The organism is Micropruina glycogenica, assembly GCF_900289045.1.
In the GTDB taxonomy this organism is placed as follows: domain Bacteria; phylum Actinomycetota; class Actinomycetes; order Propionibacteriales; family Propionibacteriaceae; genus Micropruina; species Micropruina glycogenica.
This window is the reverse complement of the sequence record NZ_LT985188.1, coordinates 2,288,734-2,312,012: the sequence shown is the minus strand read 5'-3', so window position 1 is coordinate 2,312,012 and position 23,279 is coordinate 2,288,734. Positions and strand designations below refer to the sequence as shown.

The window sequence follows — 23,279 nt, the reverse complement described above, 5'->3', positions numbered from 1 at the left end:
CACTGGACGGGATCGCACCCGTCCACCACCCGTCACGACGAGGGTGGCCAACTGAACAACGTGATCGCACCGGATCAGGCGGCTTGCCGCGATGATCCGACACCCCCGGTCGGAGGCCGGGGCCCACGCCGAGGCGGCGAGGGGACGCATCACGCCAGACACCTCCGCGGAACGGCCCGACAGCCGCTCCGGCAACGAAAGGGAAACGCCTCATGGCACGCCTCATCGGGGTGGATCTGCCGCGCGAGAAGCGCTTGGAGATCGCACTCACCTACATCTTCGGCATCGGACGCACCCGCGCAGCCGAAACCCTGGCCGCCACTGGCATCAGTGGCGACATCCGTGTCCACCAACTGACCGACGAACAGCTCGTTGCGCTTCGCGATCACATCGAAGCGAACTACGAGACCGAGGGCGACCTGCGCCGCACCGTCGCCGCCGACATCCGGCGCAAGATCGAGATCGGCTCCTACCAGGGCCGTCGTCACCGCATGGGCCTGCCCGTGCGTGGTCAGCGCACCCGGACGAACGCCCGTACCCGCAAGGGTAAGAAGAAGGCGGTCGCCGGCAAGAAGAAGGCCCGCTGACGCGGCCCCCGGCACGAGATAACCAGGAGTACTGACACCACATGGCTACTGCAGGCCGCACCAAGGCGCAGGCCGCTTCCAAGACGAAGCTGCGCCGCAAAGAGAAGAAGAACGTCACCGCCGGTCAGGCGCACATCAAGTCGACGTTCAACAACACCATCATCACGATCACCGACCCCACCGGTGCGGTGATCTCGTGGGCCTCCGCCGGCACCGTCGGATTCAAGGGCTCCCGCAAGTCGACCCCGTTCGCCGCCCAGATGGCCGCCGAGGCCGCCGGACGCCGTGCCATGGAGCACGGCATGAAGCGCGTGGACGTGTTCGTCAAGGGTCCCGGCTCCGGCCGTGAGACCGCGATCCGTTCGCTGGGTGCGGTCGGGCTCGAGATCGGCCCGATCGCCGATGTCACGCCCGTGCCGCACAACGGCTGTCGTCCGCCCAAGCGCCGTCGCGTCTGAGCCCGAGCCGAAAGAAGAGGACTGAACCATGGCCCGTTACACCGGACCCATCACCAAGAAATCGCGCCGGCTCGGCACCGACCTGGTCGGCAACGACAAGGCGTTCGAGCGTCGTGCGTACCCGCCCGGCGTGCACGGCCGCGGCCGCACCAAAGAGTCGGAATACCTGCTGCAGCTGCGCGAGAAGCAGAAGGCGCGTTACGCCTACGGCGTGCTCGAGAAGCAGTTCCGCCGCTACTACGAAGAGGCCAACCGGCTGGCCGGCAAGACCGGTGACAACCTGCTGATCATTCTCGAGTCGCGGCTCGACAACGTGATCTACCGCGCCGGCTTCGCCAACACCCGCCGCCAGGCCCGCCAGCTGGTCGTGCACGGCCACTTCCTGGTCAACGGCAAGAAGGTCAACATTCCGTCGTACCGCGTGAGCGCCTACGACATCATCGACATCGCCCCGAAGTCGATGAACACGCTGCCCTTCGTGATCGCCCGCGAGACCCACCACGAGCGCACCGTGCCGGCCTGGCTGACCGTGCGCCCGAACAAGGGCCGCATTCTGGTGCACCAGCTGCCGGTTCGCGACCAGATCACCATCGACGTCACCGAACAGCTGATCGTCGAGCTCTACTCCAAGTGAGCCTGTGATGGCCCCCGGTTCCGCCGGGGGCCATCACAACGAGGACGCTGCGGCGTCCTCACCCCCGTGCGGGGTGGCCTCGCACGGGCAACCCATGACTGCCGTCATATAGCGGTCGGCAGGAGAGGAAGAACAACTACATGCTCATCGCACAGCGTCCGAGTCTGACCGAAGAGGTCGTCGACGACTACCGCTCCCGCTTCGTCGTGGAGCCCCTGGAGCCCGGTGTCGGTTACACCCTGGGCAACTCGCTGCGCCGCACGCTGCTGTCGTCCATTCCGGGCGCGGCCGTCACCAGCATCAAGCTCGAAGGCACCCAGCACGAGTTCAGCACCATCGAAGGTGTCGTCGAAGACGTCACCGAGATCATCCTCAACCTCAAGGGCCTGGTGCTTTCGTCCGAAGAGGACGAGCCGGTCGTGATGTACCTGCGCAAGGCCGGCCCCGGTGAGGTCACCGCCGCCGACATCGCGCCGCCCGCCGGCGTCGAGATCCACAACCCTGAGTTGCACATCGCCACGCTCAACGAGACCGGCAAGGTCGAGATGGAGCTGGTCGTCGAGCGTGGCCGCGGCTACGTGTCGGCCGTGCAGAACAAAAACATCGACGCCGAGATCGGCCGCATTCCGGTCGACTCGCTGTACAGCCCGGTGCTGAAGGTCACCTACAAGGTCGAGGCCACCCGCGTGGAGCAGCGCACCGACTTCAACCGGCTGACCCTCGACGTCGAGACCAAGCCGTCGATGACCCCCCGCGACGCGGTGGCTTCGGCCGGCAAGACCCTGACCGAGCTGTTCGGCCTGGCCCGCGAGCTGAACGTGGACGCCGAGGGCGTCGAGATCGGCCCGTCGCCGGTGGACGAGCAGCTGGCCGCCGACCTGGCGCTGCCGGTGGAGGAGCTGAAGCTCACCATGCGCAGCTACAACTGCCTCAAGCGCGAGGGCATCCACACCGTGTCTGAGCTGGTGTCGCGTTCTGAGCAGGACCTGCTCGACATTCGCAACTTCGGTTCGAAGTCGATCGAAGAGGTCAAGCTGCGGCTGCACGAGATGGGCCTGTCGCTCAAAGACAGCTCGCCCGGCTTCGACCCGCTGGCCGCCCTCAACCGCTACAACGACGACGACGCCGACTTCGGCGACGAGTACTGATCCGCGAATAGGAGTAACGACTCATGCCCAAGCCAACCAAGGGCCCCCGGTTCGGGGGATCCCCGGCGCACCAGCGGATCATTCTGGCCAACCTGGCCAGCCAGCTCTTCGAGCACGGCCGGATCACCACCACCGAGGCCAAGGCCAAGCGGGTTCAGCCGCTGGCCGAGCGGCTGATCGCGAAGGCCAAGCGGGGCGACCTGCACAACCGTCGCCAGGTGCTCTCGACCATCACCGACAAGGGTGTGGTGCACGTGCTGTTCACCGAGATCGCGCCCAAGCTGGCCGATCGTGACGGCGGCTACACCCGCATCACCAAGGTGGGCCCGCGCAAGGGCGACAACGCCCCCATGGCCGTGATCGAGATCATCACCGAGTCGGTCGAGGAGTCGCGCAAGAACAAGGCCAAGGGCAAGCCGGCTGCGGCCGCAGCCCCGGCCAAGAAGGCCGACAAGGCCGCCGCCCCGAAGCGCGCCAAGAAGGCCGAGTCGGCCCCGTCCAGCCCGTCGTCGCCCTCCGCGCCGTCCGCCCCCTCGGCCGACGACGAGATCGGAAAGGTGACCGTGGGTGCCGACGCCGTGGCTGAGACCGCCGAGGGTGGTTACCGCGGCGAGAACCCGCCCAAGGGCTACGACATCAAGGGCAACGAGGACTCGAGGAAGTTCCACACCCCCGAGTCGCCCTGGTACGACCAAACCATCGCCGAGGTGTGGTTCGACAGCGAAGAGGCGGCCGAGAAGGCCGGCTTCGTCAACGCCGTCAAGCACGACGACGAGGCCTGATCCGCAACACAACCGATGCCCGGCTACCGTTCAGGGGCCGGGCATCGGTGCGTCCCGGGGGTGGGTGATGGCGCTCGCCCACCTGCCCGGGAGGCCTGTGAAAGTCGAGCGGGTCAGGAGGTCAGTGGACGTAATCCACCCGGGCATCGCGGCGCGACCACAGCACCAGGGCGACCACGCCGATTAGCGTGTGTCCGCTGCCGGTCAGCACCCAGAGGGCCGGCCCGTTGCCGAGGCCGAACGGCACCCCGACGAACGTGGCGAGATGAAAGCCGGCGTGCACGCCGACGACCGTCCACAACGATCGGGTCAGCAGGGTCCGGGTCGAGATCGCAGACGACGGCGCACCCTGACCAGCGGCACCTCGGCACTTGGCGGGGCGAGCCTGAAGGTGGAGGTGCCGGCATGACGGGCGTTCGAGCAACCGAACCCGCCATCAAGGTTTTGGTGGTTGACGATCAGCAGTTGGTGCGGCGCGGCATCTGTCTGGTGCTCGACACGCTCGAGGGCGTCGAGGTGGTGGGTGAGGCGGCCGACGGCCGCGAGGGGCTGGCCATGATCAACGCCGTGCAGCCCGACGTGGTGCTCACCGACGCCCGCATACCCGTACTCGACGGAGTCGGCCTGGTGGCCGGTGCCGCCAGCCGCTTTCCGAGCCTGCCGGTAGTGGTGCTGACCACCTTCGACGACGACGAACTGGTGCGAACGGCGATCGACGCCGGCGCGTGCGGCTTCCTGCTCAAAGACGCCGCCCCCGACGACATCGCCCGGGCGCTAGAGGCGGCGCTGCGGGACGAGCTGGGTCAGCCCGATCGCACTCGGCTCGCGCTGTATCTGGCAGCACTCCCCGCCCGCCTGTAGCCGGAGCCCTCGTCCCGAACCGTCCCTCCCGAACGGCCCCAGCCGATGGGGCACGAGTGCCGGCCCGAGCATCGCTCATCCCGTCCGTGGGGACGGTCCGTGTGCCCCTACGATGGCGCGGTGCAGCTCTCCCTGTGGTGGACCTTGGTCGGGGCCTGCCTGCTGATCTCATTCACCCCGGGGGCCGGCGCGATCAGCACCATGGCCAACGCGCTCGCCGCCGGCTGGGCCCGGTCGATTTGGGGCGTGCTGGGCCAGCAGGTGGCCCTGGTGATTCACATCGTGATCGTGGCGCTCGGCGTCGGGGTACTGGTGGCAACCAACCACTGGCTGTTCACCGCGATCCGGTGGGCCGGGGCCGCCTACCTCGTGTTTCTGGGCGTGCGGCAATGGCTGGATCGTCCAATGGGCAGCGCGCAACTCGAGGCCGAGGTGGCGCAAGACACCGCGATGCCCAGCCACCTGCGGCCGTGGCCCATGTTTCGCCGCGGCCTGCTGGTGAACCTGACCAATCCCAAGGCGATCGTGTTCTTTCTGGCGTTCACCCCGCAGTTCATTCGACTGGACGCCGACCTGCTCACCCAGTACGCGATCTTCACCATCACCGTGGTGACGATCGACGTCATCGTGATGTGGTTCTTCTTCGCTCTGGCTGCCAAGGGCCTGCGCCGGTTCATGCGCGAAGACGGCGGGCAGCGGTTCGTCAACCGCATCTTCGGCACGCTGTTCGTTCTCGTCGCGGGGCTGCTGGTGTTCATCGATTAGCACCGTGAACGTGTGACTCCGCTGCCTCCTTGGCGGTCTGCCCTCACCCTGACCGCGCGCTGCGCGCAGCCGACTCACAGCAGCCGCACAGCGATGCTCGTGCTTCGTCGTCTACCGTCAACGTCATGAGCCGATCGGAGCAGCCCAGTCCCGCTGCAGGGCTGAGCTACGAGGGACGCGCCCTGCCCCGTCCTGACGACGAGGTGGTCGATCAGGGCCTCGCGTTCGACATCACCACGTTGTTCAACCGGCGCCGCGCGTTGCAGTTTCTGGGCGTCGGTGCTGCCGGTGGCGTGCTGGCCGCCTGTGGGGTGAGTTCGTCCACCGGCACGTCCGGCACGTCCGCGTCGGCCTCGGCAGAGAACAGCACCGGGCTGACCGAGATTCCCGACGAGACCGCCGGGCCCTACCCCGGTGACGGGTCGAACGGGCCCGACGTGCTCGAGCAGAGCGGCGTGGTACGTTCCGACATTCGCAGCAGCTTCGGTGGCTCGACCACCACAGCCGAGGGCATCGGCATGACGCTGACCCTCACCGTGCTCGACATCGCCGCTGGCGGTACGCCCATGAGCGGGGCCGCGGTGTACGTCTGGCACTGCGACCGGGCCGGTGAGTATTCGATGTACTCGCAGTCGATCCTGGGCGAGAACTATCTGCGCGGCGTGCAGATCACCGACGACTCCGGCGCAGTCACCTTCACCAGCATCTTTCCGGCGTGCTACTCGGGACGCTGGCCGCACGTGCACTTCGAGGTGTACCCCGACCGGGCCAGCATCATCGACGATTCGAAGACCATCGCCACCTCGCAGGTCGCCCTGCCCAAGAACGTGTGCGACACCGTCTACGCCACCACAGGGTACGAACAGTCGGTCAGCAACCTGTCGCAGCTCACCTTGGCCACCGACAACGTGTTCGGCAACGACGGCGGCGTGCACCAGTTGGGCACCGTCACCGGCGACCTGACCAAGGGCTACGCGGTCACCTTGACCGTTCCGGTGGACACCCGCACCACACCCAGCGGCGGTGACGCCCCAGGTGGCGACGGACGCCCCGGCGGGGTTCCTGGCGGTGCGCCGCCCTCGGGAATGCCGCCCTCGGGTGGTCCGAGCCCGGCCAACAGCTAGCGACATCGCTGGTTGAGCGTGATCGGAACCCCTTGCCACGACAGGCCCCATGGACGCGAGGCCCATCGTCCCTAGTGTCAAGTAACTAGCGGCCGGCGGACTGCACCATCAGACTGGTGCCGCCCCACTCAACGGTGGGTGGGCATCTCTCCCCGAGGAGCACCCCATGACCGAGCCCTACATCGGCGAACTTCGCTGTTTCGGCTTCAACTTCGCGCCGAGCGGTTGGGCGCAGTGCAACGGCCAGCAGTTGCCGATTCAGCAGAACACCGCGCTGTTCTCGTTGCTGGGCACCACGTACGGCGGTGACGGCCGCACCACGTTCGGGCTGCCAGACCTGCGTGGACGCACCGCGCTCGGCAGCGGGCAGGCGCCGGGCCTGAGCAGCTACGCCCAGGGCGAGACCGGTGGTGTCGAGAACGTTACCCTCACCGCGCAGCAGGTCGCACCGCATACCCACCCCGTTTCGGGCGCCACCGACGCAACGGCGAAGAATCCGCAGAACAGCCTGCCCGGGTTCACCGCGAGCGAGTCCTCATACAGCGCCACCGCCAGCGTGACCATGAGCGCGGCGATGATCGGGCCGAACACCGGCGGCCAGCCTCACGAGAACAGATCGCCCTTCTTGGCCCTGAACTGGTGCATCGCGCTGACCGGCGTCTTTCCGTCGCGGTCGTAGCGACGCTTCGGACGCACCCGAGTGCGGGATGGTTAGCCTGCTCTGGTGGACCACGCCGAAACGATCACCCTTGCCGACGGCGCCCGGATCGCCACCTGGACGCGAGCCGGCCCGGCTGAGGCGCCCCACGTGGTGCTGCTGCACGGCGGGCCGGGGCTGTGGGACTACCTCGAGCCGCTGGCCGGCCTGATCGGCGACGAGGCGACGACGCACCGCTACGACCAGCGAGGCTGCGGAGCGTCGTCCCCTTCGGACGAGCAGTCGGTGGCCCGCAGCGTGGCCGACCTGGACGAGCTGCGGGCGCACTGGGAACTCGACCGTTTCGTACCCATCGGCCACTCGTTCGGGGCCACCTTGGCGCTGGCGTACGCCGCCGCGTACCCCGAGCGGGTACCTGCGGTCGGCTACGTCAGCGGTGTCGGCATCGGCGACTGGCGCACGCCCTTTCGCAACGAGCGACGCCGGCGGGCCGAGCCGTTCGCAGCGCGACTGGCCGAACTGTCTGTGCCGCAGCGCACCGCGGACGAGGAGGTGAAGTGGCGCACGCTGACCTGGGCCACCGACTACGCCGACCTGACGATCGGGCTTCGTGCGGCCAGTGCGATGGCCCACTCGCCGCACGTGATCAACCAGCACGCCAATCGCGCGGTGAGCTTCACCGACGCCGACCAGATCGGCTGGGCGGCTGCCGTCCGTTGCCCGGTGTACGTGGTGCACGGCACGGCCGACCCGCGTCCGGCGGCGAACGCGCTGCAGTTGGCCGATCGCCTGGCCAGGCCGCGCAAGCGAGTGGTCACCGAGGCCGGTCACCTGCCGTGGATCGAACAACCCGAGCAGCTGCGTGAACTGTTGGCCGAGATCGTGCAGGCCGGCAGGTGCTGAGCCAGACGTGGGCACGGTTCGACTGACTCAGACGCCGACGGAAACCGCTGATTGGCCGGGTCATGAAGTGCAGCGCGTTTCGCCAGAAGTGGAACCGTCCCCTGGGCCAGAAGTGGAACCGTCCTTGCCGATGCGGTTTGGCGGCGCGCTGCGGCTGAGGTGTGAAGACTGCGGCTCGACCCCTGAAAAGGCGAACTGGGCTCCCGGCGCAGGAGCCCAGTTCGTATGTGGGGGGGGCCACTCTCCGGGGGGAGGGCGAGTGGCCCCGGTGGACGCGGCCGCCGGGGGGATGGCGGTGCGCCCCATGGTTCTCGAGCGAGAACCGGTTGAGGGGTCAGAGCACGTGGCGGCAGCTCCACGGCTTGAAGCCGCGCTTGGCGTACAGCCGGTTGGCCACGGTGATCTGTTCGGCCTTGCTGGCCTTGTGGGGGTACTTGGCGAACTGCTGGCCCTTCACCGAGCGCCAGGTCGCCAGGTTGAACTGCAGGCCGCCGTAGTAGCCGTTGTGGGTGTTGATGTGCCAGCGGCCACCCGACTCGCACTTGGCGATCTTGTTCCACTTCGACAGCCGGGCCAGGTTGAGCTTGCCCGTGCCGACCAGCACCTTCTTGTTCACCACCTTCTTGGTGATCGTCTCGGCCACCACCTCGGTGGTCGAGACGCCGTTCACCGTGGTGGTCAGGTACGTGCGGGTGGCCTTGCCGTTCTTGCCCTTGCGCACGGTCTTCTTCGTGCCCTTGTGCAACTTCTTCGTCTTGACCTTCACGGTCTTGTACTTGATGGTGACACCGGTCTTCACGGTGGTGCTGGTGCTCACCACGTCGACCACCACGGTCATGCCGTCGGTCAACGCGCTGTCGGGGGCGGGCGACACCACGTCATCGGCGTCGAAGGCCAGGTTCAGTTGGGCCAAGGCCCCGGCCACGGTCTGCACGCCGCTCACGGTGACCTGATGGGTGGTGCCGGCGTACCGCACGTCCAGGGTCAGCGCCGCGGTGGTGGCGGTGGTGCCGTCTTCGGCGTGGGCCGGCAGCGCGCTCAGCCCGCCCATTAGCAGCGTGCTGCAGGCGACCGTCGCGGTCAGTCTGGTGATGAAGCCCATCGTTGTTCCCCCCTGTTGTGTCTTCGTTGACGAATCTGTTGGTTGGCTCAGGCCGCGTGGCGGCAACCCCAGGGCCCCAGGCCGGCCTTGGCGTAGTAGCGGTTGGCGACCGTGATCTGCTCGGCCCGGCTGGCCAGGTCGGCGCGGGGGGCGAAATCGGCGCCCCCGTTGGCCCGCCACGAAGCGTTGGCGAACTGCAGGCCGCCGTAGTACCCGTTGCCGGTGTTGATCGACCAGTTGCCGCCCGACTCGCAGCGCGCGATGCGGTCCCACATGGCTGCCCGGGCCAGGTTGAGGTTGCTGGCCTTGGTGCCCACGGTCACCCGGGCACTCTTCGGGGCCACGATCACCACGCGGTCGATGACCTTCTTGCTGGCCTTGCCGCCGTTGACCGAGGTGTAGACGTAGGTGACCTTCGCCTTGCCGTTCTTGCCGGCCGCGGTGACCTTGGTCTGGCCGGTGTACATCGACTTCGACATGGTCTTGATCACGCTGTAGGCGACCTTTTCGGTGACCGTCTTGGTCGACTTCTCGATGCGCGTCAGGGTGATGGACTGCTTGTTCTTGATGGCCGCGTCGAGCCCGGGGCGAATGGCGTCGTCGACGCTCATGCCGATGTTGTGCTCACCCAGCAGCTCGGCGACCGTGGACGCGGTGGTGGAGACCTTCTTGGTCTTGCCGGCCACCTCGAGGGTGACGGTCTTCGGCGTGGTGACGTCGACGGCCAGCCCTTCGCGGCCGATGCTCATCGAGCGCGACACCGAGAAGTCGGCTCCACCGAGCCCCCGCACCTGTGCGGTGGCCAGCGCGCCGTCCAAGGTGGTGGCGGTGGTGTAGAACTCGGTCTGCTTGCCGTCGACCTGCAGGGTGACCTTGCGGGCGAACTGCACCTGCACGCTGCCACCGTCGGTCAGGGGGCTGTCGAGCGACGGAATCACCACGTCGCGGGGGCCCACCTCGATGCCCTGGCTCTTGAGCAGGTCGCCCACGGTGCCGGCGAAACCGGTGGCCGAGGTGGTCTGCCCGTCGACGGACAGGCTGACCGTCTTGTCGAGCGCAGTGGCGCCGAGCGCACCACCCGCCAGCACGACGGCTGCGGTCAGAGCGGTCAGCTTCGAGGACCAGATCACGAGGGAGAACTCCACAAATCGAGGGCAAGGCTGGGCTGTTCATAAGAACAAGCTGAGAATCAGTGTGACTGATGCTCAGGATTGAAGCAAATCTCTCAGTGAATACCCAGCGTGCAACTTGCGTCGCCCCTCGTCAGCGCACCCTGCGGCGGACCGACCCGTCCAAGGGTTGGATCGCCGGCACCCAACCAGCGACATCGTGGGACGCGTAACGGCCCCCGGGAAACCCCGGGGGCCGTCGCGTCGAATGGCGTCGGATGGCGTCAGTACAGGTCGCCCACGCCGCGGGCCTTGGCCAGGCGCTCGGCCACGTCGGGCCAGTTGACCACGTTCCACCACGCCTTGACGTAGTCGCCCTTCACGTTGAGGTACTGCAGGTAGAAGGCGTGCTCCCACATGTCGAGCTGCAACACGGGCAGCTGACCCACCGGCAGGTTGCCCTGCTGGTCGAACAACTGGTTGATGTTGAGCCGCTGGCCCAGCGTGTCCCATACCAGCATCGACCAGCCGGAACCCTGCAGGCCGTTGGCAGCCTCATTGAATTGCTTCTGGAACCCCTCGAACGACCCGAAGAACTCGTCGATCGCCGCGGCGACCTCGCCCTCGGGCTGCCCGCCGCCATCAGGCGACATGTTCTTCCAGAACACCGAGTGGTTGATGTGCCCGCCCAGGTGAAAGGCCAGGTCTTTCTCGAGCTTGTTGATCGCCGCGAAGTCGCCGCTCTCGCGGGCCGCGGCCAGCTTCTCGAGGGCGGTGTTCGCGCCGGTCACGTAGGCGGCGTGGTGCTTGTCGTGGTGCAACTGCATGATCTGCGCCGAGATGTGCGGCTCGAGTGCGCCGTAGTCGTAGGGGAGTTCCGGCAGCGTGTACGTCATGGACGCTCCTTCGTTGGGTGGCGGTCGGTAGAAGACCCTCATCGGGGCCAACCCGCGTCCACATCACTCTATTCCGCTGGTCAGGCTTGTCGAGACCCCGTCTGGGTGGTTACGAGAAGTGACGTACGGGTGACGGCGCGAGTTGGGGACGGTTCCGAACTCGCGCCAGCGCTCAACGAACTTCGTCATCCCGGCGCACGCCGGGATCTCGTTCACTCGGTGCGCTCGGGCCCCTGCTGGGACGGCTCGAAGCCGGGTGTGAACTCGGCCGGCCGGGCCGAGCGGCGCAACAGCCGCAACAGGGCCGGGCCGACCAGCACGATCAGCACGGCGTTGGTGAGCGCACGGCCCAGGTTCCACCCCATCGAGGTGGCGATGTTGTACAGGACGAACCGGTGCAGGTTCTGCAGCGGGCCCAGTGCCGGGTCGAACGAGATGCCGGTATCGTTGCCCACCCCGAACGGCCAGAACGCGAAGTCCATCACCCAGCCGTAGGCGAAGGCAGACACTATGCCGTAGCCGGCCAGCAGCCAGATCTCGGCGCGGCCGCTGGCAGGGGGCAGCAGGCCGGCGAACAGCCCCACGAAGCCGGCGGCGAGCATCTGGTAGGGCAGCCAGGGGCCGACGCCGGTGGTGATCAGCGCCGAGGTGAACAAAGTGATCGCGCCCAGCGCGAGGCCGAACCCGGCGCCGTACACCCGGCCGGCCAGAATCATCAGAAAGAACACCAGTTCGAACCCTGCGGTGCCGGCGCTCAGTGGCCGCAGCAGGGTGCCTACGGCGGCCAGCACCCCCAGCATGGCGAGCGTGCGGGCGTCCATGCGGCCATCGACCACCTCTGACAGCATCACGGCCAGCACCAGCGGCAGCACCAGGGCGAACACGATCGGCGCCTGTTCGGGACGCATGCCCGATTCGGGACGCAGCACCAGCGGCCATCCGAACGCGATCGTGCCCGTCACCAGCGCCACCACGACCGCCCACGAGATGCGCTGCCGTCCGGAGCCGGTCACGCCGGCCCCTGCCTGGTGATCGTGCGCGCCACGTCGTCGGCGGTCAGCACCGGCGCCGGGGCGAACACCTTGGCCACCTGCGGCGCGAAGGCCGGTGACGAGGTGAGCACCTCGGCGGTGGGTCCGTCGGCGATCACCTGCCCGTCGGCCATCAGCAGCGTGCGGGTGCTGGTGGCGGCCGCGAACTCGACGTCGTGGGTGCTGATCAGCACCGCGACACCCTGGGCGGCGAGTTGCTGGACGATGCCCCGCAGCTCACCCTTGGCGCGATAGTCGAGGCCGCGGGTGGGTTCGTCGAGCAGCAGCACCGGCGGTCTGGCCGCCAGTTGCACGGCCAGCACCAGCGCCAGCCGTTGCCCCTCGGACAGATCGCGCGGGTCGCGGTCGTCGGGCACGTCGACGCCGAGGGTGCGCAGCAGGGCGGCGGTGGTGCCCGGCTCGGCGTCGCTCTCGGCGTCGGCCTGCGCGCACTCGGCACCCACGCTGGGCAGGTACAGCAGGTCGGCAGCGGTCTGCGGCACCAGTGTGACCAGCCGGCGGGCCTCGGCGGCCCCGAGCCGGCGCGGGTCGTTGCCGCGCACGTCGATGGCACCCGAACAGGTCAGGGCGCCCTGCAATGCCCACAACAGCGACGACTTGCCGGCCCCGTTGCGCCCCATCAGGGCCGTGACGGTGCCCGCGGCCAGGGCGAGGTCGAGATCGTGCACGGCCACCAGATCGCCGTAGTGCACGGCCACGCCGCGGGCCGACAGCACCACCGGTTCGGTCGGCACCGCGGCGCGTGGCGGCACCGACGGCACCAGGCCCTCGTCCTGAGCCCGCCGTCGCGCCTCACGCACGCTGAGCGGCACCCGACCCCAGCCCAGCACGCCGGCCAGTTCGGCCAGCGGCGGACGAATGGTCGCCTGCGCCAGCACCTCGGCGGGGGAGCCGTGCACCACTCGTCCGTCGCCGGGCAGCCAGAGCATCGAGTCGGCCGCCTGCATCACCCTCTCGAGCCGGTGCTCGGCCAGCACCACGGTCAGCCCGACGTCGTGCACCAGCGTGCCGATGGCGGCCAGCACGTCCTGCGCGGCGGTGGGGTCGAGGGCCGAGGTGGGTTCGTCGAGCACCAGAATGCGGGGATGGGCGGCCAGCACGGCGGCGATCGCGACCCGTTGCTGCTGCCCGCCCGACAACTCGATCAGCGCGCGGCGGCGCAGGTCGGCGATGCCCATCAGGTCGAGCGTCTCTTCGACCCGCTTGCGCATCGCCACGGGGGTGATGCCCAGTTGTTCCATGCCGTAGGCGATCTCGTCTTCGACGGTGTCGGTGACGAAGCCGCGCAGCGGGTCCTGCCCCACGTAGCCCACCACGTCGGCCAGGTCGCGCGGGCGATGCCGGGCGGTGTCGCGGCCCTCGACCAGCACACGTCCGCGCAGGGTTCCGCCGGTGAAGTGCGGCACCAGGCCGTTGATGGCACCCAGCAGGGTCGACTTGCCCGAGCCGGTCGGCCCGATCACCAGGCACAGGTCGCCCTCGGGCAGCGCGAACGTCGCCTCGTGCAGGGTCGCGCGGTCGGCGCCCGCGTAGGTGAGGTCCACCCGGTCGAACTCGATCACCGCCATGTCGGCTCCGCCCTCGGCGCGGGTACGGCCCCCGGACGCAGCAGGCGCACCCGGGTGTCGTTGCGGGTCGACTCGACGGTGGCCACGCGGCGCCGCCGGGTCAGCGGCAGCGGCGCCAGCGCCAGCGCCACCACCAGCAGCATCGGCGCGGTCACCGTGGGCCACACCAGGGGGTCGGTGGAGGGGAACAGCGCCTGCGGGTCGAGCAGTGCCAGCGCGGCCGGGCCGAGCGAGTCGGGGTCGAGCCACCCCAGGCCCAGCACCAGCGCGGCGGCCAGCGCCCCCGACAGGGCCACCAGGGTGTCGGTGCCGCGCCACGGCTGGGGGCGGTAGCGGGTCACACGCAGCCGGCCCCCCGCGGCGCGCAGGCCGAGCCCGCAGCCCAGCACGCCCACGATCAGCAGCACCGACGCGAGCTGCCAGTAACTGGTGCTGAGCAGCAGAAACACGCCCATGGTGGCGAGCGAGGCCGACACCAGCATGACCGGCAGGGTGCCCTTGACGGGCAGGCCGCGGGTGCGTGCGAAGCCGCGCGATTCCATGCCGGCGGCCAGGGCGAGCGACCGGTCGATCGCGTCGGCCAACACGGGCAGGGCGATGGTGCCGAGCGCGCGCAGGCTGGTGGTGGAGTCGCCGCGCAGGCGCCGAGCCCGCCGCACCCGGGCGATGCTCTCGATCAACTGCGGCGTCAGGCTGAGCGCTATCACCACCGCGGTGGACGCCTCGTACAACGCCGCCGGCACCGAGCGCAGGGCCTGGCGCGGGTTGGCCAGGGCGTTGGCCGCACCGACGCACAGCAGCATCACGGCCAGCCGAAACGCCTCGTACAGCGTGCTGGCCAGCGCCTCGGCGGTCACCGCGCCGCCGAGTTGAATGCCGGCCGCCCAGTCGGGCAGCGGTATCGACGGCAGGGTGAACAGCACGGTGTCGCCGGTGCCGCCGCCGAACACGATGCGAAAGAACACCCGCATCACGATCACGAACAGCGCCAGCAGCAGATAGGCCCGCACCGACCGCGCCCAGGGTGCGTCACTGCGCCGCAACATCACCACCACGACCATCGCGGTGGCGATCAGTGCCAGCAGCAGCGGGTTGGTGGTGCCACTGACGGCGATGCCGAGGCCGATCGCCCAGCCCCACCAGGCCCATGGGTGAACAGTGGTCAGGGTCGCCGTCCCTTCAGCATCCACCAGCCGCCCAGGCCCGCGGCCGCGGTCACCACGACCGCGCCCACCACGATGGCGCCCATCGGACTGCCGCCACCGGGCTCAGCAGCAGCGCTGGGTTGCTCTTGTGCGGCGTCGCTCTGCGCCGCGTCCGTCTCGGTGGAGCTTCCGTCGGTGGCCGGGTCGGTCGCGGTCTGGCTGATCGGCGTGGCCGTCGACGTGGCCCGCGCCGTCGTCGCCTTCGCGGTGGCCTTGGTCGTGGCGGTGGCGCTGGCGGTCTGGGTGGAGCGCGCCTTGGCCGTGGCGGACGTCTTGGTGGTCGTCTTGCCCGAACTGGGTTTGCTCGACGGTTTGGTGCTGGTCTTGGTCGGCTTCGGAGTCGGGGTCGGTGTCGGCGTGGCGACGTCGGTGGGCGGCTTGGCCTGCGGCGGCGTTTTCGGGTCGCTCAGCAGCACGTAGCGCCAGCCCTCGGCGTTGCCCTTGGTGGGTTTGTAGCTGGCGGCGCCCACGTTGGAGTAACTCCATGAGGAGTAGCTGCCGTCGTCGTTCTTGGTGGCGTGCCAGTACGACCAGTACGCCTTGTTGATATCGGGTTTGCTCGGCTTGCCCGCGATCTTGTACACGAAGCCGTCGTCGACGGTGGGCGAGAAGCCGGCGCTCTTCAACGCCGCGAGGCCGGTGCCGTAGCTCGTGGCGCACTTGGTGCTGATGCCGCCCAGCGAGCCGAAGTCGACCACCACCCAGACCCCTGCGCAGCTCGCCGCCTGGGGCAGCACCTGTGACTGCGGTGCCGTGGCCGGCTTCGCAGCGGTCGGCTGGGCGCTGCCCACCGTGGCCGGCGCACAGGCGCTGACGGCGAACGCCGCCAGCGCCAGTGCCACCAGGTGCTTTCTCACTTGCTCACCTTGGCGGTGGGCTCCGAGGTGCGTGCCACCGTCTGGTGCTTCGCCAGAGTGCCGGTGACCTTGACCGTGATGGTCTTGCCGGCATCGGACTTGGTCAGCTTGTAGGTCGGCTTCGTGGCCCCCGAGATGGACGATCCCGAGCGGTACCAGCGGTAGCTGAAGGTGGGCTCGGGGTCCCAGGTGCCCGGCACGGCGGTCAGGGTCTGGCCCACCTTCGCGGTTCCGGTGATGGTCGGCTGCCCGGTGGTGGCGTAGCCGAGCGGCGGGGTGTTCAGATCGGGCTGGGCGCCGTTGAGCCACGGGCCGTAGAGCCAGCCCTCGACCGCACCCTTGGCGGGCTTGGAATCCCCGGCGCCGACCTGGTACTCGCTCCACTCGCTCCAGCCGCCGTCGCTCTTCGGGGTGGCGTAGTAGTAGCCCCAGTACTTCGAGAAGGTGGTGTCGATGGTGTACGGAAAGCCGTGAATGCGGTTGATGTAGCCACTCGGGTCGAAGCCCAGGGCGAAGCCGGCGCTCTTGAGCGCGTCGATGCCGTTGCCGTACTTCGTTGCGCAGCGCGTCGTGCTGTCGCCGTTGCCGCGATCGACGACCACCCAGACTCCGGTGCAGGTGGTGGTGCTCGCCGGCAGTTTGGTCGGGTTCTTGGGGCACTTGGCCAGGTTGAGCGAGGCGTCCAATGGCGTCTTCTTGGCCAGCAGCCAGATCGCGTTGGCGGTCGCCATCACGTTGCTGTCGTCGCCGTCGCGGCTGGCCGGAAAGCCGCCGTCCGACAACTGCTGGGTGCCGAGCCAGTCGATCGCCTTGGCCGCTTCGGCGGTGCCGCCCAGGGCGTTGACCGCTGAGCCGAGCACCCCGGTGGTGTCGACGGGGGAGTAGTCGTTGGGCCACGAGCCGTCCGACTGTTGCACGCCCTTGGCCCAGGCCAGCGCGGCGTCCTGCTGCGGGTCGAGGTGCCCCACCGCCTTCAGCGCCACCAGCGCCAAGCCGGTGCTGTCGGGGTCGGCGTTCAGCGTGCCCGCCGGGTACTCGTAGCCGAAGGCGCCCTTGTCGTCGCCTGTGCTCACCTGCAGGGCGAGCAGGCTGGTCAGGGTCTGAATCGGCAGGTCTGCCTTGCCCCGGCTCATCGCGATGATGCCGAGGCTCTGGTTGAAGGTCGAACCGCCGGCGCCGACCTGGCCGCTGACCGGCATGCCCGAGCGCACCAGCGACAGCAGGTTGTAGCCGGCGAACTTGCGCACGTCGAGACCGAGGGCCTGCACGGTGATCGCCAGATTGGCGGCGCGGGCCTGGTTCAGCTTCTTGCCCGGATACAGATAGGCCTTGGCGCCCTTGGTGATCTGGCTCACCAGGGTGCGCGCCGCCGGTGCGTAGGTGCAGTCGCCGGTCGCGGCGAAGGCGTTCGCCGTGGTCAAAGCCGTGCCGACGCCGTCGGCCGATGTGGGCAGGTTGCGCACCAGGTAGTTGGCGGCCTTGGTCAGGCTCGGCGCGGCGGCGCTGGCGGTGGGTGCCGAGGCGGTGAGTGCCGAGAGGGCGAGGGCGGCCGTAGTCCCGACGGCCAGTGCCCGCTGCAGGGTGCGATGCATGTGAGTCCTTTCGCGTGTGGACCACGACACGAGGCCGGACCAGACGCGATCGGGCTCCGCCCCGCGTTCCACGACGGGTGTGTGAGAGCCGGAAACCGGGCAGGCATTCCGACTTCGCCCTGCACGGACGTCACGGTTGCGGGTCAGCCCCGGAGTTGCACCGGGTTCCCCTGCACGAGTTCAGGTGATCGACAGCGTATACGCCTCGGGCCGGTTGCCGATGGGTACGTCACGAAGCCCGACGGCGGGCGAGCACGAAGAAGGCCAGCATCAGCACCAGCAGCCCTGCAGTCGTCCAGCCGATCACCGGGTTCGGTGCCGACGGGGTGGCCGGCACCGGTGCAGCGGTCGGGCTCGTCGAGGCCACGGCCGACGGCGTGGCCGAAGCGCTCGGCTGCGCCCCGCCGATGGTGGCGTAGGTGGTGCCGGTGAGGGCGAAGATGCCCTGCTGGGTGGCGATCAGGTTGGCCTTGGTGTCGGTGCCGGTGGTCAGTGCGCCCGACGCCAACTGCTGCGACACCACGTAGGCAGTGGCCTTGGTGGCCTGCTCGGACCCGGCGGGGAACAGCGGGCCGACCAGACCCGTGGAGTTCACCGGCGAGTAGTTCTGCCACGAGCCGTCCGCCTGCTGGGTGCCCTGCAGCCAGGCCAGGGCGTCGGTGACCGCCTGGGTGGCCTTCGCCGACCCCGATGCCCGCAGGCCCAGCACCGCCATCGCGGTGCTGTCGGGGTCGGCGGCGGGGCAGTCGCCGTCGGCCTTGAACGGGTAGGTGGCGCAGCCGAAGCCGCCGCCGGTGGTGCCGCTGCGGGGTTCGGCGTAGCGCAACAGGTAGTCGACCATGCTGTCGGGCACCGCTCGGCCGTTGCGGGCCAGCGCCACCATGGCGAGCCCTGAACTGAACGGGCCGGGGAAGGCGCCGAACGCGCCGTCGGCGCCGACCCCGTCCGTCACCGTGGCCAGCAGGTCGACCCCGCCGAAGCTCGTCGGTTCGGCCTTCACCGCTGCGGCGACGATGGCCAGTTTGGCCGCACCCGAGGCGCCGGCGCTGTCGGGCTTCACGTAGGCGGGGGCCGACGACTGCAGAAACGTGGTGATCGCCGCGATGTCGTCGGCGTACTTGGCGTCACCCGTTGCGGCCAGCGCCAGCACCGAGTCGGCAGCCGAGCCGACGTCGCCGAACCGCTTGTCGCCGGTGGCCTCGAACGTTGACACGATGTAGTCGGCTGCCTTGATCGCTTCGGCACCGGCTGCTCGGGCTGGTGCGACCGCCAACCCGTAAGCGGCGGTGAGACTGATGAGCAGCAGCACGGCGATGCGGCGCAGGTGTGACATGAGCGGTCCTATCAGCTGATGCGGGCCGAACCCATCGCTCGGGCTCTGCCCGCAAACCTCGGCGGGTGTTGCAGAGCCGAACCGGCCAGGCATTCCGACTGCGCCATCGCTGGCGTTCACGGCTGCGGGTCAGTCCCGGAATCTCACCGGGTTCCCCTGCGCAGGTTCAGTGCCCGCCAGCCTAACCGACCCGCCGGACGACGAACGAGGGGCCGTCCAGCCGGACGGCCCCTCATCGATTCCGTGGGTCAGTTCTGCGCCTCGTCGACGCCCTTGTCGACGTCCTCAGCCACGTCGGCGGCAGCGTCTTTGGCGTCGTCGGCAGCGTCGCCCGCGGCATTGGCCGCATCGCTTGCCGCGTCCTTGACCGCGTCGCCAGCATCGGCCGCCGCGTCTTTGGCTTCGTCGACCGCGTCACCCGCAGCGTCGGCCACGTCACCGGCCGCGTCCTTCACGGCGTCGCCGGCGTCACCGGCGGCATCTTTCACCGCGTCACCGGCGTCTTGCACGGCATCGCCCGCATCGTCCCCGTCGAACTTGTCTTTGATGCCCTCGAAGACCTCTTGGCCCTTCTCGACCGCGTCGCCGGTGAACTCTTTGACGTTGTCGAACGCATCCTCGGCGAATTCCTTGACCTGCTCGCCCACTTCCTTGGCCTTGGCGACAAGGTCATCGAGGAAGCCGCCGCCATCAGTGTCAGCCACGCCGTTCTCCTTCCACTGGTGCTGGGTCAGACCGTCTGCCCGTCGGTGCCAACACTAGGGCTCACGAGGCTCTGTTTGTAGAGACCGGCCAGGTTCGAGAGACCCGCTGCACCGCAGTGACTTGCCTGGTCAGGGCCGCACAGCGAAGACGCGAAAGCCCTTGGCGCTTGCCACCCGGTCACAGTGCCAGCCCTGCTCGTGCAGCCACCGCTGCAGCGAGTCCGCGCCCAGGTTTCGGCCGACCACCAGCCGCGCCGTGCCGCCCGGCGCCAGCCGGGGTAACCAGGTCAGCAGCAGCTCATGCAAGGCCTGTTTGCCGATGCGGATCGGCGGGTTCGACCAGATCTCGTCGTAGAGCACGTCCGGTTCGACCGCGTCAGGGGTGAGCGCACGCACCCGTTCGCCCACCCGGTGCGCGCGGGCGTTGTCGGCGGTGAGGGCCAGGGCCCGCGGGTTCACGTCCACGGCGTCGACGACCGCCGACGGGCACGCAGTGGCCAGCGCGACCGCCAGCACGCCCCAGCCGCAACCCAGGTCGAGCAGCCGGGTGGCGTCGGCCGGCGGAGCGCTGGAGCGCAGCAGCACCGCGGTGCCCAGGTCGAGGCCGTCGGCGCTGAACACCTCGTTGGCGGTGGTGAACCGCCAGTCGGTGTCCCAGAACCGCACCTCGACGCTGCGCCTGACCTCGGCCGCCTTCGGGTCGGTGAAGTAGTGGCTCACTCGGCCTCCTGCAACGTACGGACGGCCCGCGCCTCGCTCGCCCGGGCGGCCAGGTCGCGATCGGGCGGGTAGCCCACCTCTTCGAGAGTCAGCCCACCGGGCGGCATCACCTTGACCTCGCCCGCGCGCTCGGTGACGTCGAGCAGCCCGACCAGCCAGTCGGCGTCGCGCCGTCCGGTGGCCACGTCGACCAGGGCGCCCACCATTGAGCGCACCATCGAGTGGCAGAACGCGTCCGAGATCAGCGTGATCTCGGCCACGTCGCCCCAGGTGCGCCGGGCCGACAGCTGCTGCAGGTTGCGAATCGTGGTGGCGCCCTCGCGGGCCTTGCAGAACGCTGCGAAGTCGTGCAGGCCCACCAGGCGGGGCGCCACCGCGTTGATGCGGGCCAGGTCGAGCTCGGTGCGCATGGCGTGGGTGTGAATGCGCAACAGCGGGTCGGGCGTCGAGTCGGCGATGCGGTACACGTAGCGGCGCCAGATCGCCGAGAAACGCGCGTCGAACCCGGGCGGGGCCAGGCTGACCCGGCGCACCACCACGTCGGGCGGCAGCACGTTGCGCAACTTGTAGCCCAGTTCGGCGATCACCCGCTCGACGTCCGTCACCTCGGGCAGGTCGACGTGCGCCACCTGGCCGCGGGCGTGCACGCCGGCGTCGGTGCGGCCGGCGCAGGTCAGCGTGACCGGCTCGGTGAGCCGCAGCAACCGGGGCAGCCAGGCCTCGAGCTCCTCCTGAATGGTGCGCAGGCCGGGCTGCGACGCCCACCCGTGAAACTCGGTGCCGTCGTAGGCGATGTCGAGACGCAGTCTCACGTGCAGCCCCCTTCCCCGAGCCGGTAGCACAGGTCGTAGATGGTGCGGCCCGCGTCGCCGCCCTTCTGCTCATACTTCGTGCGCGGACGATCCTGCCACCGCGGCGCCCAGCCGTCGTGGCAGTTGACCAGCCGCGGGTGATCGTCGAGGGTTTCGCGCATCGCCTCGGCGTAGTCGGCCCAGTCGGTGGCCAGCCGCCACCGGCCGTGGGGGGCGAGTTTGGCCGCCACCAGGTCGGCGAACCCGGTCGAGACCAGACGCCGCTTGTGGTGCCGCTTCTTGTGCCAGGGGTCGGGAAAGAAGGTCCACAGTTCGGTCACGGTGCCGTCGTCGATCAGAGTGCCGAGGCCGTCCACGCCGTCGGCCACGACCATGCGCACGTTGGTGACGCCGGCCCTGGCGCACTTCGAGAGCGTGCTGGCCACCGCGGGTTCGAACACCTCGAAGCCGATGAAGTCGCGTTCGGGGTGCCGGGCCGCGACGGCCGCGATCACGTCGCCGGTGCCGCCGCCCAACTCGACCACCAGCGGGGCCTCACGGCCGAACGCCGCCACCCAGTCGACGTGGGCGTCCGGTGCCACCGAGGTGCTGGTCTCGCGGGGCGGAACGGGCACCACCCAGTGCTGTCGCTCGCTCCAGGCCTTGGCCTGACTAGGGTTCATGCGCGCACTGCGGCGGACGAACGACACCACTTCGCGCTGCACGCGCGGCCGGGGTTCGTCCATGCGCCCAGGCTAGCGGCGTGCCAGGGCCCGGACCGCAGTGATGGTCGGCCCTGGGATATCCCTGAAGCGAGGCTCTGCGCGGCTCGGGCTGCGCGACACTGGAACGGTGGCGCACATCGCGCCCGACGAAAGGCATCTGACTCTTACCATGCGCACTCTGCTCAACATCATCTGGCTTGTCTTCGGCGGCCTGTGGCTGGCCATCGGCTACTTCTTCTTCGGCTTGCTGGCCTGCATTCTGATCATCACGATTCCGTTCGGCATCGCCTCGTTCCGCATGGCGGCGTACGCGCTGTGGCCGTTCGGCAAGACCATCGTCGCCAAGCCGACCGCGGGCGTCGGCTCGGCCCTCGGCAACGTGATCTGGTTTCTGGTCGCCGGTCTGTGGCTGGCCATCGGCCACCTGACCACGGCGGCCGCCCAGGCCATCACGATCGTCGGCATTCCGCTGGCCATCGCCAACATCAAGATGATCCCGGTCACCTGTGTGCCGCTGGGCAAAGAGATCGTCGACAGCGATCACGTCCCCTACGGCAGCCAGACGGTCTACTCCTTCTGATCCGCGCTGAAAGGCCCTCCCTCGATGAGGGAGGGCCTTTCGCTTGCGAGATTGCGTCCGATTCGAGGGGTGGTACGCCTCCGCCGCCTCAGCCGGGGTGCGAATCGGACGCAATCTCGCACGCCAGTGCGGCGCGAAGCTCGGCGATCAGCGCTTCGGGCGTCTCGGTGAGCTGTTTCCAGGTGTAGCGCAGCACTCGGTAGCCCGCGAGCACCAACCGGTTCTGCCGGCGACGGTCGGCCTCGAACACTTCGGGCTTGGCGTGCACGGCATAGCCGTCGAACTCGACCACCAGGCGAGCGTGCTCGAACAGCACGTCGGGAAAGCAGCGCACCTGGTCGACGACCAGTTCGGCGTTGGCCACCCAGCCGGTGATGCGATGCCGCCGGAGCAGGGCCAGCAGCTCGCGTTCGCCGCCCGACCACGGGTTGTCGCCGCTCACCCGCACGACCCTGCGTCGTCGCGCCTGACCCGCGCTGCCGGCCAGGGCGGGCAGCACGTCCGCCAACTCGGACGGCTTGATCCGGCCATCGCGCAGGAACCGCTCGATCAGTGCGCCGGAGTCGCGGGCGGCGGCCTCCACCGCCAGGTAGCGCGCCGACGGTGCTCGTAGCGCGCCGATCCGCACCCGATGCTCGGACTGCACCCGGCGACGCGTCCAGCGGATGCTCGGGGCGGAGTGCCTGGATTGGTGATGCACCAGCTGCACCGGCTCGTTGTCGTCGAATGGGATGGCGTCGAGGGTGCCGCACAGCGCCCCGACGGCATCCGTGCCCCACAACAGTGCGCCCGGGTAGGTGGCCAGAGCGGCGGCGCATCGGGTCAGCCGGCTGGCGCGCAGCCGCTCGTCGACGAACGTTCCGGGCAGCACCCGCACGATCGCGCCCGAGCGCACCAGCTCGGCGAAGGCGCCGCGCGACTGGGGGTGGTCACGCGCGCGCAACACGCCGCCGTTCAACCCCATCACCGTCGCCAACCGCATCAGGTCGTCAATGTCGTCCACCGGGCCATGCCATCAGACGGCCATGGCTCGACCCCGTGCAGAGAGGGAGTTATCCACAGCTTCGGCGGAAGTCAGCTGAAACTTCCTGCGAGATTGCGTCCGATTCGAGGGGTGTTACGCCT

Annotated in this window: 26 protein-coding genes and 2 riboswitches; of the genes, 11 read left to right on the top strand and 15 right to left on the bottom strand. The window is 69.1% G+C overall.

What is annotated here, in order from left to right; translation table 11 throughout:
- The first annotated feature begins 212 nt into the window (after positions 1–212).
- The 5 genes from rpsM (at position 213) to rplQ (ending at position 3,609) form a co-directional block, all read left to right on the top strand.
- Positions 213–587, top strand: coding sequence for a 30S ribosomal protein S13 (rpsM, locus tag MPLG2_RS10945; RefSeq protein WP_105186151.1), 375 nt, complete (start codon positions 213–215; stop codon positions 585–587).
- A 41-nt stretch (positions 588–628) separates the two neighbouring features.
- Entirely contained in the window at positions 629–1,045 is a 417-nt protein-coding gene (gene rpsK, locus MPLG2_RS10940) for a 30S ribosomal protein S11 (protein ID WP_105186150.1), read from the top strand.
- Between the two features lie 28 nt (positions 1,046–1,073).
- Positions 1,074–1,679 carry a 30S ribosomal protein S4 gene (rpsD, locus tag MPLG2_RS10935; protein WP_105186149.1) on the top strand — a complete coding sequence of 202 codons (606 nt, stop codon included), beginning with the start codon at positions 1,074–1,076 and terminating at the stop codon, positions 1,677–1,679.
- A 140-nt stretch (positions 1,680–1,819) separates the two neighbouring features.
- Positions 1,820–2,827: a DNA-directed RNA polymerase subunit alpha gene (locus tag MPLG2_RS10930; protein ID WP_105186148.1), complete on the top strand. Its 1,008-nt coding sequence runs from the start codon at positions 1,820–1,822 to the stop codon at positions 2,825–2,827.
- Positions 2,828–2,850: 23 nt separating this feature from the next.
- Positions 2,851–3,609 (top strand): 50S ribosomal protein L17, sunset domain variant, encoded by a 759-nt coding sequence (gene rplQ / locus MPLG2_RS10925; protein ID WP_105186147.1) that lies wholly within the window; start codon positions 2,851–2,853, stop codon positions 3,607–3,609.
- A gap of 121 nt (positions 3,610–3,730) precedes the next feature.
- Here the strand turns inward: rplQ and MPLG2_RS18485 are convergent, their stop codons facing one another.
- The gene (locus MPLG2_RS18485; protein WP_158681070.1) at positions 3,731–3,892 is read right to left on the bottom strand and encodes a hypothetical protein; all 162 of its coding nucleotides are present in this window, start codon (positions 3,890–3,892) and stop codon (positions 3,731–3,733) included.
- Between the two features lie 122 nt (positions 3,893–4,014).
- Between MPLG2_RS18485 and MPLG2_RS10920 the strand changes: the two genes are divergently transcribed.
- The 5 genes from MPLG2_RS10920 (at position 4,015) to MPLG2_RS10900 (ending at position 7,920) form a co-directional block, all read left to right on the top strand.
- Positions 4,015–4,470: a response regulator gene (locus MPLG2_RS10920; RefSeq protein ID WP_105186146.1), complete on the top strand. Its 456-nt coding sequence runs from the start codon at positions 4,015–4,017 to the stop codon at positions 4,468–4,470.
- Between the two features lie 120 nt (positions 4,471–4,590).
- A complete protein-coding gene (locus tag MPLG2_RS10915; RefSeq protein ID WP_105186145.1) occupies positions 4,591–5,235 on the top strand; it encodes a LysE family transporter in 645 nt (214 codons plus the stop codon).
- Between the two features lie 125 nt (positions 5,236–5,360).
- Positions 5,361–6,359: an intradiol ring-cleavage dioxygenase gene (locus MPLG2_RS10910; protein WP_105186144.1), complete on the top strand. Its 999-nt coding sequence runs from the start codon at positions 5,361–5,363 to the stop codon at positions 6,357–6,359.
- A gap of 166 nt (positions 6,360–6,525) precedes the next feature.
- Complete coding sequence (locus MPLG2_RS10905) at positions 6,526–7,038, top strand: phage tail protein (protein WP_105186143.1); 513 nt, start codon at positions 6,526–6,528, stop codon at positions 7,036–7,038.
- 45 nt (positions 7,039–7,083) lie between these two features.
- Positions 7,084–7,920, top strand: a complete 837-nt coding sequence (locus MPLG2_RS10900) for an alpha/beta fold hydrolase (protein WP_158681068.1) — start codon at positions 7,084–7,086, stop codon at positions 7,918–7,920.
- A gap of 334 nt (positions 7,921–8,254) precedes the next feature.
- Here MPLG2_RS10900 and MPLG2_RS19665 read toward each other — a convergent pair whose 3' ends face one another.
- The 13 genes from MPLG2_RS19665 to trmB form a co-directional block, all read right to left on the bottom strand.
- Entirely contained in the window at positions 8,255–9,022 is a 768-nt protein-coding gene (locus MPLG2_RS19665; RefSeq protein ID WP_105186141.1) for a resuscitation-promoting factor, read from the bottom strand.
- A 47-nt stretch (positions 9,023–9,069) separates the two neighbouring features.
- A complete protein-coding gene (locus MPLG2_RS19660; RefSeq protein WP_105186140.1) occupies positions 9,070–10,167 on the bottom strand; it encodes a resuscitation-promoting factor in 1,098 nt (365 codons plus the stop codon).
- Between the two features lie 248 nt (positions 10,168–10,415).
- Positions 10,416–11,027, bottom strand: coding sequence for a superoxide dismutase (locus tag MPLG2_RS10885; RefSeq protein WP_105186139.1), 612 nt, complete (start codon positions 11,025–11,027; stop codon positions 10,416–10,418).
- Between the two features lie 212 nt (positions 11,028–11,239).
- Entirely contained in the window at positions 11,240–12,040 is an 801-nt protein-coding gene (locus MPLG2_RS10880; RefSeq protein WP_231935630.1) for an ECF transporter S component family protein, read from the bottom strand.
- Entirely contained in the window at positions 12,037–13,647 is a 1,611-nt protein-coding gene (locus tag MPLG2_RS10875) for an ABC transporter ATP-binding protein (RefSeq protein ID WP_105186138.1), read from the bottom strand. The genes MPLG2_RS10880 and MPLG2_RS10875 overlap by 4 nt, the downstream gene beginning before the upstream one ends.
- Positions 13,638–14,837 carry an energy-coupling factor transporter transmembrane component T gene (locus MPLG2_RS10870; RefSeq protein ID WP_158681066.1) on the bottom strand — a complete coding sequence of 400 codons (1,200 nt, stop codon included), beginning with the start codon at positions 14,835–14,837 and terminating at the stop codon, positions 13,638–13,640. Before MPLG2_RS10870 ends, MPLG2_RS10875 begins: the two co-directional genes overlap by 10 nt.
- Complete coding sequence (locus tag MPLG2_RS19015; RefSeq protein WP_197709916.1) at positions 14,810–15,709, bottom strand: hypothetical protein; 900 nt, start codon at positions 15,707–15,709, stop codon at positions 14,810–14,812. The genes MPLG2_RS10870 and MPLG2_RS19015 overlap by 28 nt, the downstream gene beginning before the upstream one ends.
- Positions 15,706–17,301 carry a hypothetical protein gene (locus MPLG2_RS10860; RefSeq protein WP_105186136.1) on the bottom strand — a complete coding sequence of 532 codons (1,596 nt, stop codon included), beginning with the start codon at positions 17,299–17,301 and terminating at the stop codon, positions 15,706–15,708. Before MPLG2_RS10860 ends, MPLG2_RS19015 begins: the two co-directional genes overlap by 4 nt.
- 93 nt (positions 17,302–17,394) lie before the next feature.
- A riboswitch (adenosylcobalamin-variant (AdoCbl-variant) riboswitch) is annotated at positions 17,395–17,488 on the bottom strand.
- A gap of 42 nt (positions 17,489–17,530) precedes the next feature.
- Positions 17,531–18,634, bottom strand: a complete 1,104-nt coding sequence (locus MPLG2_RS18475) for a hypothetical protein (protein WP_158681064.1) — start codon at positions 18,632–18,634, stop codon at positions 17,531–17,533.
- A 67-nt stretch (positions 18,635–18,701) separates the two neighbouring features.
- A riboswitch (cobalamin riboswitch) is annotated at positions 18,702–18,833 on the bottom strand.
- Positions 18,834–18,882: 49 nt separating this feature from the next.
- On the bottom strand, positions 18,883–19,338 hold the full coding sequence (locus MPLG2_RS10850; protein ID WP_105186135.1) for a hypothetical protein: 456 nt from the start codon (positions 19,336–19,338) through the stop codon (positions 18,883–18,885).
- Between the two features lie 129 nt (positions 19,339–19,467).
- Entirely contained in the window at positions 19,468–20,058 is a 591-nt protein-coding gene (locus MPLG2_RS10845) for a class I SAM-dependent methyltransferase (RefSeq protein WP_105186134.1), read from the bottom strand.
- Positions 20,055–20,870, bottom strand: coding sequence for a tRNA pseudouridine(38-40) synthase TruA (truA, locus tag MPLG2_RS10840; RefSeq protein WP_105186133.1), 816 nt, complete (start codon positions 20,868–20,870; stop codon positions 20,055–20,057). Before truA ends, MPLG2_RS10845 begins: the two co-directional genes overlap by 4 nt.
- Positions 20,867–21,595: a tRNA (guanosine(46)-N7)-methyltransferase TrmB gene (trmB, locus tag MPLG2_RS10835; RefSeq protein ID WP_105186132.1), complete on the bottom strand. Its 729-nt coding sequence runs from the start codon at positions 21,593–21,595 to the stop codon at positions 20,867–20,869. Before trmB ends, truA begins: the two co-directional genes overlap by 4 nt.
- A 148-nt stretch (positions 21,596–21,743) precedes the next feature.
- Between trmB and MPLG2_RS10830 the strand changes: the two genes are divergently transcribed.
- Positions 21,744–22,154: a YccF domain-containing protein gene (locus MPLG2_RS10830; RefSeq protein WP_105186131.1), complete on the top strand. Its 411-nt coding sequence runs from the start codon at positions 21,744–21,746 to the stop codon at positions 22,152–22,154.
- 88 nt (positions 22,155–22,242) lie between these two features.
- Here the strand turns inward: MPLG2_RS10830 and MPLG2_RS10825 are convergent, their stop codons facing one another.
- Positions 22,243–23,157, bottom strand: a complete 915-nt coding sequence (locus MPLG2_RS10825) for an endonuclease domain-containing protein (protein WP_105186130.1) — start codon at positions 23,155–23,157, stop codon at positions 22,243–22,245.
- Positions 23,158–23,279 lie beyond the last annotated feature (122 nt).